This window comes from Mucilaginibacter sp. (assembly GCF_028288105.1).
GTDB lineage: Bacteria > Bacteroidota > Bacteroidia > Sphingobacteriales > Sphingobacteriaceae > Mucilaginibacter.
This window is the reverse complement of sequence record NZ_JAQBOI010000207.1, coordinates 1-12,509: the sequence shown is the minus strand read 5'-3', so window position 1 is coordinate 12,509 and position 12,509 is coordinate 1. Positions and strand designations below refer to the sequence as shown.

The 12,509-nt window shown below is 37.4% G+C and carries 7 protein-coding genes; 5 read left to right on the top strand and 2 right to left on the bottom strand.

All coding sequences use genetic code 11. The features are described from left to right. Positions 1-94 precede the first annotated feature (94 nt). The gene (locus tag JWQ85_RS14015) at positions 95-1,405 is read left to right on the top strand and encodes a patatin-like phospholipase family protein (protein ID WP_299468982.1); all 1,311 of its coding nucleotides are present in this window, start codon (positions 95-97) and stop codon (positions 1,403-1,405) included. Positions 1,406-1,415: 10 nt separating this feature from the next. After that, positions 1,416-5,468, top strand: a complete 4,053-nt coding sequence (locus JWQ85_RS14010) for a cache domain-containing protein (RefSeq protein WP_299468980.1) — start codon at positions 1,416-1,418, stop codon at positions 5,466-5,468. Positions 5,469-5,475: 7 nt separating this feature from the next. Here the strand turns inward: JWQ85_RS14010 and JWQ85_RS14005 are convergent, their stop codons facing one another. Continuing rightward, entirely contained in the window at positions 5,476-6,201 is a 726-nt protein-coding gene (locus tag JWQ85_RS14005; RefSeq protein WP_299468978.1) for a response regulator transcription factor, read from the bottom strand. A 307-nt stretch (positions 6,202-6,508) separates the two neighbouring features. Between JWQ85_RS14005 and JWQ85_RS14000 the strand changes: the two genes are divergently transcribed. Continuing rightward, on the top strand, positions 6,509-6,748 hold the full coding sequence (locus JWQ85_RS14000; protein WP_299468976.1) for a hypothetical protein: 240 nt from the start codon (positions 6,509-6,511) through the stop codon (positions 6,746-6,748). Here JWQ85_RS14000 and JWQ85_RS13995 read toward each other — a convergent pair. Further along, positions 6,745-8,574: a DNA topoisomerase 3 gene (locus tag JWQ85_RS13995; RefSeq protein ID WP_299468974.1), complete on the bottom strand. Its 1,830-nt coding sequence runs from the start codon at positions 8,572-8,574 to the stop codon at positions 6,745-6,747. The two genes, JWQ85_RS14000 and JWQ85_RS13995, sit on opposite strands and share 4 nt — an antisense overlap. A 328-nt stretch (positions 8,575-8,902) precedes the next feature. Between JWQ85_RS13995 and JWQ85_RS13990 the strand changes: the two genes are divergently transcribed. Continuing rightward, entirely contained in the window at positions 8,903-11,389 is a 2,487-nt protein-coding gene (locus JWQ85_RS13990; RefSeq protein ID WP_299468972.1) for a kelch repeat-containing protein, read from the top strand. A gap of 231 nt (positions 11,390-11,620) precedes the next feature. Beyond that, positions 11,621-12,509, top strand: an 889-nt coding sequence (locus JWQ85_RS13985) for a carboxypeptidase-like regulatory domain-containing protein (protein ID WP_299468970.1), incomplete at its 3' end; no start/stop codon positions are given.

Below are 12,509 nucleotides of genomic sequence, written 5' to 3'. Positions count from 1 at the left end.
CTAAATTTAAATATTTAACTTCTAAATTAAGGTGTAAAAGGCTCCCATCCAAGAGGCTTTACGCTAACCAAATCTGCTTGTTAAACTTTATCGTATGGCGTACAAAATTCTTTCTCTTGACGGTGGCGGTTCATGGGCTATGTTACAGGCCAAAGTTCTTAAGGATATATATGGCGATATACACGGGCACGAACTTTTGAAGAGTTTTGATATGGCGATAGCTAACTCGGGCGGCAGCCTTGTTTTGGCCTGTTTGTGCAATAATATGCTGCTTAGCGAGATCATCTCGATTTTTGAGGACGAAAGCAAACGCAAGCAGGTATTTTCAAAGCTGAATTTTTGGGAAAAGCTTAGTCTGCGAAATATCGCAAGTTTAACAAGTGTTCTGGGGCCTAAATATAGCGCGAAAAGAAAAATGGAGGGCTTGAAAACTATTTTTAGTAAGTACGATTCTTTGATAAAAGAGGGTAAAACCACAAAGCCAATACTCGACACCCCAATGCATGAATTGCCTGCAATTATTGGTAAGCCCAACTTGCAGATCCTTGTAGTAGGATTTGATTATTTTAAACGAAGAGCAAGTTTTTTTCGGTCAAATACAAAAAGCCACACTGATGTTTTTAATAACGGGAAATATTACCAAGTTACACTTGGCCATGCTATACACTCATCAAGCAATGCGCCGGTAAATTACTTTGATTCGCCGGCCGAGGCAAATGTAAGCCTGTTAGGCGGTAACGATTCCCGCAAAGCATGGTACTGGGATGGTGCAGTTTCCGGTTTTAATAATCCCATTTTAGCCGGGGTTATCGAAGCCATGACAAATAACAATGGTATCCCTTTAAGTGATTACAATATATTATCGTTGGGTACTGGAACGGGTGGCAGGGCAGTGATACCGGATTACCAAAACTCAACCGACCCGCGTATTGCATCCATCTATCAAAAGAACAAGGATAATAAGCTTGTGGTGACAGATAACCGCTCCTCGTTTATAGCTGATATCAAAAAAATGTCGACAAGTATTTTGGGTGACCCGCCAGATTCAGCAACATTCATTGCTTATTCCATCATTGATCCATTGCTAAGTAATAATGCCTGCATTGTTCGTATAAACCCCTGCATTAAGCCGGTATTAAATGCCGACAGCTTATTGTTTGAGATACCAAAGGCCTATGCAATCAACCCCGATGATTTTGTTAAAGTAATGGACCTGGATATGGATGCTGTTGCTAATAACGAGGTAAGTTTAATTACGCAATTATGCAGCAAGTTTATTGTGAACAGTGAGCCATGTTTGCCTAATCAGTTAATAAGGGGCGATGAAAGTGGTATCCACCTGGGCTATGCCACCTATCGCGAAGCAAAAGCAAGGTGGCTAAGCGCTATAGCTGTGCAGCTTTAAACAAACCAATATGAAAAGCTTTTTCACCTTTAGCAAAAACCAGGTTGTAGTATTGGTTACAGTACTGTTTGTAATTATATTGGGCAGTTTATATTTTTTCATTTATATCCCCAACAACCAAAAGCGTTTAGAAGAACAACGTTTTAGGTGCCTGCAAAATATTGAGAAAAACATACATGCTAAAATTAATAACTCTGTAGCATTGTTGAACAACATACTAATTACCTATGAGAGAAATTTGCCGGCATACGATACCAGTAGGCTTAATAAGTATATAACCAATTATCCGCGTAAGAACTTTATACTACTCCCCGTAGAAAAACTTACACCTGATAAAAACGGTAAACCATTTTCTGATAGTACCAGTATTATAAATTTTAACAGAAAGGAACTTATTATCTATTTAAGGAAAGGGCAGTACCAGGTTGGCCTTAAGTACACCATTAGCCAGTTTATTGAGCAGTTGCTGGTGCGTAAAATATTTGACGAATATATTCTGCTAAAGGATGGCAAAATCATTTACCAAACTTTCCCAAGCGGTGTAACTGCCATAGCTACTGATTCTTTACAAACCGACAAAAGTACTTTCTTAAAAGGGCATGTTAAAAGCACCCACATGAGTGGTATAGATTATAAGCTTTTTGCCCAACAACTAAGTCTTAATGAAGATTCTGTACTTACTATGACGGGTTTGTTAACAAACAGCAATTACAAGTTTGAGCGTACAAAACTACCCGAAAGTATTGTGCTCTTGCTTTTGATATCCGCAATGGGGGTTATACTGGCAATGCCATGGATAAAGCTCTATCAAATGGGTAACCAGGATAGGCTCACTGTAATGGATGGTATGTTTTCGTTCGCTGTTTCAATGCTTTTAATGTCGCTTATATTTTTTGCCTTTTTTAAGTATAATACCTTTTTTAAGCCTGTAATGAGCCATTCTGAGATTGTTAAAAAGAATTTGGCTGATGAAATTGGGAAACGATATTCAGATGAACTTAATATAACATATAAATTACTGAATAAGCTTGACACCCTCAGGCGCGATTCAAAACTAACTTTTGATCTGAAAAACCTGGGTAAAAAAAATGTAGCAAAAACAGATTCTGATAGTACCCGGCTTAACAATAAATATGGCAGAACCTTAGATTCAGTTTTTCAGGTGTTTGATCTCAATAAGGTTTATTGGATACAAACAAACGGATTGGAAGTAAACAACTGGTCGGCTTTGTATGACAGTTCGCCATCAGGAAATTTCGGAGAAAGGAATTATTTTAAAAGCATAATTGCTAACAAAACCTATTTCATGGACAACCAGCTAAACAAGCCATATTATGTAGACCAGATAGTATCCTGGACAAGCGGCAAGTTTACCACTGTTATATCTATTCCAACAGTTAACAAGGATGCAGCTGTGGCTGCCATAACGGTTAATCTTAAATGCCTTAAACAGCCTGTATTGCCCAAGGGCTTATTCTATTGTATTGTAAATGCGCAAGGTAAGGTGCTTTACCATTCAGATACAACTAAAAACCTTAACGAGAACTTCCTGAGTGAAGTTTCGGCTAAACAAAAGTTAAACGGCTTAATTACAAGCCAGGGAAGCGATTTCTTTGAAGCCATATATTCGGGAGATGATTATAGTTTTTACGCCAGGCCTATTCAAAACCTGCCTTACTATGTGCTGGTATTTGAGAGCACCTCGTTTAAAAACATGAGGGATATTAAAATATTCTCTTTTAGCTTTTACATGCTTATCACGTTCTTTCTGGTCCTCATTATTCAACTGCTGCTCATATTTATTCTTTGCAGAAAGCAATCCTTTTTTGAAAAGCAGTACTTTGATATATCGTGGATACGACCAGATTCGCGCTACCATCATCAATATAATTTGGCAATAGTTTTAAATATTATAAACATACTGCTGCTCATCATATTTTATAATATAACCAGCTTTTTGCAATTTCTATTCATCCTATTATTTTCGGCAACGGCTGTTACTTTGTTTTTAAATATTCTGTATTCAGACGTTTATAAAAAGCTTGAGCCGTTAAAGTATTCTGAAAAGAGAAAAGGGAATGCTGCCTTACTAACCATAATTATAGTTATAAACTTTATTGCTTTGATCATGATACAGGGCCAGGCGATACTGTTTTTGTTATTTGAGGCGGTATTGATCGGTATTTCGTGGGGCTTTGTAAAAATATCAGTAAGATTATTTGGGGGTTTAAGGCGGATAAAACACAGGGTTTCGGCAGGTTCCTGGGATTTTAGTTCCAGTTACTCCCTAATGATAGTTACCCGGTTAATTATTACGAGTGGTATACCTGTTGCACTATTTTACACATCATCATATAACTACAACGAGAGGTTAACATCGAGATACAGGCATGCGTTTTTTATACAGGAAGTTGTAAAAAAGGTGTCGACGCCAAATGACAGTTCGTTTTTTAAATTAAAAAATATTTATGCCGACCATGTTTGGATAAACGATATAAACATTAATTCAAAAGCTCTCCCAAATCAAAAACCATCGTATGCCGAGATAAAACAAGAACCATCTTATGCCGAGATAAAAACTGCATGGTTATTTAATAACATGAGCTATAACAAGCTTGATAAAAGTGGTATAGACGAGTTTTATAATAACCACCCCGGAAATTCTTTAATATTCAACGGTTTGTTTGATAACACACCTGCATACACCTCTTATCTGTTGCCATCTGGCAAGTATCTTGAACTAACATCCATTAGGTTAAATTATATACTGCCACACATATTGCCACTAACTAATTATGGTATAATATATTGGTTCCTCTTTATCACGTCGCTTTTTATTTTTTGGCGCATATTGCATCTTATCATCCGTAAATTATTTGCCTTAAACCTTCCAATAGAATCAGGTTGGCAGGATATCGACCAGGTACTTATAACACACTCTAAACTAAATTCGCTGCTATTTATCATAGGCTCTCCCGGTTCAGGTAAATTAGAAAAAATTAAGCGATTGATAGCCGATAAAAAGATTTATGGAAAGGATGATAAAATTGCTGTACTTAATGAAAACGATTACTCTTTAGGGAATGTGTTAATAGTAGATATGATATTTATTCCAGACAATGAAGAAGCTTTAAAAACTAACTGTGATTGGATCAATATCGCTAAATTAGCTTTAAATGGAGATTTTTCGCTTATTATAGTTAACCACTTTGAATACGACATACAAAGCGCTTTAACCAACTCTATAAAGTTGAACTTCTTAGAAAACTTGCTGCAGAAGAACAAAAGCAAAATATTTATTACCTCTACTGTGCACCCGGTAAACTTTCTTGAATCGCTTAATGAAAGAACTTTAAGACAAGCCGATGGAAGAAAGCCTGAGCATGACCTGGAAAGATGGCATGTACTATTGGGGCATTTTAAGATAATTATAGATGTGCTTATCACAAGCGACATAACTATATCAGACGATCTGGCAGCCTGGAAAAAGGTATTGCTACAGGAAACCAGCCATACGCATTTTTTAAACAGAATGCAGGAACCATTGGTAACTATGCTTGAAAAATTAGATGTAACTAAGCCTGGTTATCTCGATGGCGATTCCCTTGCTTTTAAAATGCAGGTTACATCCCATTATTTTTACATGTATATATGGCAATCGTTAACAAAGGAAGAAAAGTTTTTATTATATGACCTGGCCGAGGATAGCCTTGTAAATTCATATGACGATTATAACCTCACGATGCTAGTAAGCAAAGGGCTAATTATACGAAAAAATGGAGCGTTACATTTATTTAATAAAGGCTTCAGGAATTTTATTCTTACCGCTATCGGCACGTCTGAAGCAATGATGATACGGAAGCAAATAACAGATAACGGTAATTGGAACAAGCTTAAAACGCCGTTAATGATATTGATTGTTGCGGTTTTAGCATTTCTCTTCGCATCTCAACAAGAAACCTATTCAACTATAATTACTTATTTAGGTGTTTTAACAGCAGCGTTGCCGGCTGTGCTTAAGTTTGTAACTATGTTTGAAAGTAACGGCCAAAAAGCAGCCTAAATAAAATTTATATTATACTGTATGCAGCGGCAAACTTTATCAAATCAATTATCCCTTTAATGTTCAGTTTGTTCAAAATATTCTTCCTATGGTTATTTACGGTATGTAACGATATAAAAAGCGTATCTGAAATATAACGGCTATTACACCCATTGGCAATCAGCTTTATTATCTCTTTTTCACGTTTGGTAAGCAAAAGATATTTAAAGTAATTTTTCTGGGCAAACTCATTTTGCTCGCATATAGAATTGATCTTTTTAGATGCATATGATATATTATCAACTTCTATAGCAACATTTATTAGCTTGAGATTTTCGCCAGGGGCAAAGGGCATGTAAAGCCTTACATTGCTCAAATACCATTTATAATCGCTGTTTTTATCGGGTCTTACCCGCTGAAAGAAGGAATATATAAGTGATGGATCGCCGAGTTGCAGAAACTTTCTAACCTCGATCTTTAAAATTTCGATCTCTTCGGGAGGGAAAAACATATCAAAATAGGCAGGCCCCAAGCTGTTAAGTTCCTCCTTACAACGCTTTAATATGCGGCAGCCATTATCGTTCATATACAGATTTGTAAGCTCATCCAGGTCCTGCACCATAACGCTGCCGGGAATTAAATTGCCTACATCTTCTATGTCCAGCTCTTTGGTGTCTATTTTGTTATTTAACGAAAATAAAGCGGATTGACATGCGATATCTTTAGATAGATTTGCGTGTAAACTAATACTCATAGCAATTAGAATTTACAGGTAAAAAAATAAAAATCGCAAGTATTTGATCGAACGTACAGATGGTAGACTGCACAGCTAAGTTAATGAAAACCCTTTAATTGTATCAAGAATTTTACAAAAAAATATTTTTGTAAAATTACAACCTAAAGTTGTAGCTTGCTGTGCAGTGTACGCTTCTAACTGATGATGAACGCTTTAGTTTATATCAGCCTAAGAGTATAAAATAGAATATAATATTATCTGTTTTTAAACGTATTTATTGCTGTATTAGAAACATTAGAAGTTGGTTTTAATATTGAATTTACCTATGAAATACAGAATAAAATTAGCCGACGGTACTACCCAGTTGATACAGATCACTACAGACTTATATAAAAGCTGGAAAGTATGGAAAGTACAATTTGCCGATGGTAAAGCAGCCATGCTTTTTAAATCAGGCAACGAATGGTTACAGAGGAATGAAGATATCCTGGATAATTATCTTTTAACCACCATAGGTAAATGTATTGATGAGGTCATACTTGGTAAGAACCGCTTAGCACTTTAGGGCATTTTAATCACCATTCCTTTTCCCGCCTGCAGTAATTCTTGCGTAATAGCGCGGGTATAGGTTTTGATCTCTTCCTGAAATGCACTAACTGAAGCACCGCTTCTTATCTCTTCCAGTCGCTTTTCCCAGTTACCGGTTAGTTCTGCCTGTGCTATTTGCTGGTGTTTAACTACTTCATAAACAGCAAGGCCGGTTTCGGTAGGGACCAGGTTTTTCTTCTCTCTTAAAATGTAATTGCGCTTTAGCAAGGTTTCTATCATGGCTGCCCTTGTAGCCGGTGTACCCAGGCCGCTATCCTTCATAGCCTGGCGCAATTCCTCATCATCAATTTCTTTACCAGCTGTCTCTAATGCTTTCAGCAAACTTGCCTCGTTGTATAAAGGCTTTGGCTTGGTCTGTTTCTCTAATAAGGCTTTATCTGTAACAGGAAGGTTTTCGCCTTGTGTTACTTTGGGCAGTGTCGCGTTCTCCTCATCCTTCTTTTCCTCATCCTTATCATTGAATACCGCACGCCAACCACCGGTTTGAATCACAGTACCGCTTGCAATAAATTTAGAACCCGATTGTACGGTGATTTTAGTGATCTCTTTGATACAATCCTGGTGAAAAGCTTCCAGCATCCGTCCTGCCACCATATCATAAATAGCTTGGTGGTCTGGCGAAAGTTGATGAGGTGTTTCGCCGGTAGGCAATATCGCGTGGTGATCGGTCACTTTTTTCGCATTAACACTACGCTTATTCAATTTGGAGCCAGAAAGCAGGGTGGCCTGTTTGCCAAACTCTTTATGATCCATAAACTTATCAATTAGTGCCGGTACGCCCGCATATACATCATCGCCAATATAACGGCTGCCGGTACGTGGGTAAGTAACCAGTTTGCTTTCATACAGGTTTTGCAGTAGGGTTAGCGTTTGGTCGGCCGTAAAGCCTTTGCGTTTATTGGCCTCCTGTTGCAAACTGCTTAGGTCATGCAATAGCGGAGGTGGTTCTTTACGCGGCTTGGCTTCCACGCTTAAAATGTGCCCTCCCTGTGGGAAACCTAAAGTAACGTCTTCCACCAGATCAAGCACTGCCTGTGCTTCTTCTTTAGTTTTAAAGTTTTTTTCAGAAACCGCTTTAAATACCTGCCCGTCTTTATCCGGCTGGATACTGACCTGGTAATAGGTTTGCGGTAAAAATTTTTTATTCTCCAAATAACGTGCGCAAATCATGGCCAGGGTAGGGGTTTGCACCCTGCCTAAAGATAATACAGAACGTGTACCGGATGATAAGCTCAGCGCCTGTGTAGCGTTCATCCCCACCAACCAGTCGGATTGTGAGCGACAGTGGGCGGAATTGAACAGCGTATCGTAATCTGAACCCGGCTTTAGATTGCGGAACCCTTCTTTTATCGCTGCATCAGTTTGCGAAGAGATCCACAACCGTTTAAAGGGTTTCTTGCATTTAAGGTAGTAGTAAATGTATCGGAAGATCAGTTCACCTTCCCGCCCGGCATCTGTGGCTACAATGATCTCGGTAGCTTCGTCAAATAAGGCCTTAATAATATCTAACTGTTTTCTTACGCCGGGGTCTTCTACCATGCCATCCTTAGTTTTTACCTTACGGATGGATAGTTTGAACTTTTGCGGCAGCATGGGCAGGTTCTGTACATTCCAGCCGTAATAACCATATTCTTGCGGCGCGGCCAGTTGCAACAGATGCCCAAAGGCCCAGGTAAAGGTGTAACCCTTGCCTTCCATATAACCGTCCTTTTTAGTGGTAGCGCCAAAAACTTTGGCTATCTCGCGCCCTACAGATGGCTTTTCAGCTATAATTACTTTCATATTGGTTGCGGCGAAAGTATGTAAATGGTTTGCGCGACGCAACCTTTGTGGAGAAAACGCCGGTGCTTTGCCTGAAGATATTAAATGCAATAGATTATTATTGGCAAATGAGAGGGACTTATAAATTGTAAACCAAAGCTTTATCGGGCATATAGAGAAAAAGCCACTCTTAGGAAAAGAAAACGATTTTTTTCGCCCCGAAAAACATAATTTTGTGGTATTGCTTATACTTACCTATCAATCATCCACTTTTATAATGAGCGTATATAATAGAATTTTAGTACTGCCAAAAACGGTCTGTAAAGCTATTTATATATTAATAATATTATTGCCTTCATTAAAAGGCAACGCACAGGGGCTACAGTTCAATTCGAATGATAGTTTACTAAGTAAACGTACATCATATGTTGTTTTTGCTAACGATAAACCTACGTTTAATAATCATTTATCAATAAGTTTTGATTTGTCTTTATGGGATAATGACCACTTAGGTTATGTATTTAATATAACCGATACAAGCGGCAATTCGTACAGCTTAACTTATATTTTTAACCATAATGGCTCGCCAACATTAAATTTCAATATTGATAGTAAAAGCAATAAGATTGAGATCCCGCTTAATTTAACACAATTAATAAAGCGAAAATGGATAAGGGTAAAAGCTGATATTGATTTGGAAGCCAACACGGTAGGCTTTTTTGTAAATGATAAATGGTATAAGGCAAAAGACTTTGGTTTTAAAGGTAAAATAACACCTGAGCTAACCTTTGGTAAGAATAAGCATTACTCTGATGTGCCCAATATGGCCATCAAAAATTTGACTATTAATGATGATAGCAAAAAGTATTATTTCCCGCTTAATGAATGGAATGGACACAACGTGCATACAGATGATGGAGATGCCGTTGGCTATGTAGATCATCCGGCCTGGCTTATAAATGAATCATATTTTTGGACACCTAAATTAAAACGGACTTTTAATGAAGTAGCAGGGGTAAATTTTGATGTAAACCAACAGGTGTTGTTCATGTTTAAAAAAGATTCGTTGATACAGTACAATGTACAGGCAGATAATGTAATAGGTAAGCCGTATAATAATAAAATACCCATGACGCTTTTGCTGGGCAAAAGCATAGTTAATATCAGGCAAAACAAGTGCTATGTTTATGAAGTACAACCGCCAGATTCATTGCATAGCATAGCAGCGCTTGATTTAAGTACTTTAAAATGGGAAGCTGTTGGTAAAGCTTTAATAAAACAACAAAGGCACCACCACAATATATTTTTTGATAAAGATCAAAACAACTTTTATCTTTTTGGCGGATATGGTTCGTTTTCATATCATAAAGATTTCTTTAAATATCAACAAACTACAGATAGCTGGGAAAAGGTTTTGTTTACCGGCGATACCATATCCCCGCGATTTTTTTCGGGGAGCAGCCAAACTGATGAAAATAACGAAGTTTATATATTTGGCGGTTATGGTAATCAATCGGGCAATCAAATTATTGGAGGGAAGCATTTTTACGACCTCTACAGAATTAATTTAACCACCCGTGTTATTAAAAAATGCTGGGAAATAAGCCCCGACGAAGAGCCTTTTGTTTCGGCTAATAATCTTATCCTCTCAAAAGATAAAAAGTTTTTTTATGCACTATGTTATCCGCACGAAAAACCAAAAACCAATTTAAGGCTTTATAAATTCTCTGTTAGAGATGGTTCGTATGAAATAGTCAGCGGCACTATACCGGTTGCTTCAGAACGGATCGAAAGCGATTTTAATTTATTTTTTGATCCTAAGCAAGATGAGTTTTTTTGTGCGACCCAGGAGTTTACTTCTCCGTCGCAATCTACCGTTAAGATCTATGCCCTTACATCTCCGCCGGTAAGCCAGCAGGCTTATTTAAGCTCGCAGCAAACAAATACAAGCAGGTTTAACGGTATTTATAAATATCTTATCGCTCTTATAATAGTTATATGCGGGGCCTTGTGGTATTTTATCAGACGGCGAAAACTAAAAGGTAGCATAATAAAGGTTGACGATGAGATAATACCCGACTTTTATAGCAAGAAAAAAGAAGCAGGTATAAAGCCAAATGCTGTTTATTTATTGGGAGAGTTTATTGTATTTAACAAAAACAGCAAGGATATTACTTACCTGTTTAGCCCAAAGATAAAACAACTGTTTATTTTAATATTGTTAAACAGCAAAGATGCCCACGGTGTTGTTTCAAAAAAAATATCTACAATACTATGGCCTGATAAAGAGGTTGTAAAAACAAAAAACATTAAAGGGGTAACAATTAATCACCTCAGAAATATAATTGCCGATATAGATGGCATCGAACTTAGCTTTTTAAACGATACCTATTGCTTTAAATTAAGTGAAAGTTTTTTTTGTGACTATTTTGTAGTAACCGATTCTATTAATCAAATTCATGATCATCACATTACAGCAGAACAATTTATAACAGATCAGTTTGATTTGATTGCATCCGGAGGGCTTTTACAGTATGTACCCGAAACCTGGCTGGATGATGTTAAACTGAGTTTTGAAGAATTGCTTATGCCGGTAATTTTATCCGAAATAAAAAAGGTATATGAAGGCGGCGATTACAAAAAAGCTTTGGATGTATGCCGCGTGGTATTAAATATCGACCCCTTTAATGATATCGCTTTAAAATATAAGCTTAAGTCGCTCAGACGGATCAAGGGAATTGATTACGCCAAAAAAGTTTACGATGAATTTGTGACTGAGTACCAAAAGTCAATGGGCAGTGAATATCCCGTTCACTTTGATAAGATCTGCAAATAATATTCTAAAAAATCTTTATCGCCTTAACGGCGAATACACCCATTTATTTCTTAAAAAAGCGGTTAATAAGTAACGGTTAATGAATTATTAACTGTATTAACCCCTTTTTTAACCCTCCTTTTAATACACCTCAGTTTATACTTGTCTGCCGGTAAAGTAATTGTATATGGCTAACCAATCCTGATACAATATTACCGGTGTAATTATAAACCAGTTTAAATCAATTTATTTATGGATGAAATTTTTACCAATTATGGTGGATGCCATGGCATTCGCTATGGTGTGAAAATCAAAAAGGTGGTACATTATTGTATTGTACCTTTTTTGTTTTTACTAATGTGCAATTCAGCTTTTGCACAAACCAAAACTATTATCGGGGTAGTATCTGATAATGCCGGGCCGTTACCCGGGGTATCGGTATCAGTTAAAGGAACCACAACGGGTTCGGTAACTGATGTTAATGGAAAGTTTTCGTTAAATGTAGCTTCAGGCCAAACGCTTTTATTTTCGTTTTTAGGGTACACCCCTCAAGAGGTAGTAATTAATACCCAGGAAACCGTAAACATAAAGCTGGCACAAAGCTCCTCTTCATTAAATGAAGTAGTAGTTGTAGGTTATGGTACGCAAAAGAAAGTTACGGTTACCGGTTCTATCGCATCGGTTAACAACAGTGAAATTGTCACAACCAAAAACGAGAACGTTCTAAATTCTCTTACCGGTAAAGTAGCCGGTTTACGTGTGGTTCAAAACTCTGCAGAACCCGGTTCATTTGATAACTCATTTAGTATTCGCGGTTTCGGCGATCCATTGGTTGTTATCGATGGTGTTCCGCGGGATAATATTACCCGTCTTGATCCTAATGATATAGAAAGTGTATCGGTACTAAAAGATGGATCCGCAGCTATTTATGGCGTACGTGCTGCCAATGGTGTAATATTAGTGACCACCAAAAAAGGTAAGAAGGGGTCGCTTGAACTTAATTACTCGGGTACCTATGGCTTTCAAGTCCCTTCCGGCTTGCCAAAAGCAGTAGGCGCAATTGATTTTATGACATTGGTTAACGAGCAATTGCTGCATAATGTAAATGGCGGCCAGGTAAAGTATTCTGACGCTGATTTTG

Excerpts from the sequence above, each read along its gene's own strand:
- JWQ85_RS14015 (WP_299468982.1), top strand. The coding sequence starts at position 95 with ATGGCGTACAAAATTCTTTCTCTTGACGGTGGCGGTTCATGGGCTATG.
- JWQ85_RS14010 (WP_299468980.1), top strand. The coding sequence starts at position 1,416 with ATGAAAAGCTTTTTCACCTTTAGCAAAAACCAGGTTGTAGTATTGGTT.
- JWQ85_RS14005 (WP_299468978.1), bottom strand. The coding sequence starts at position 6,201 with ATGAGTATTAGTTTACACGCAAATCTATCTAAAGATATCGCATGTCAA.
- JWQ85_RS14000 (WP_299468976.1), top strand. The coding sequence starts at position 6,509 with ATGAAATACAGAATAAAATTAGCCGACGGTACTACCCAGTTGATACAG.
- JWQ85_RS13995 (WP_299468974.1), bottom strand. The coding sequence starts at position 8,574 with ATGAAAGTAATTATAGCTGAAAAGCCATCTGTAGGGCGCGAGATAGCC.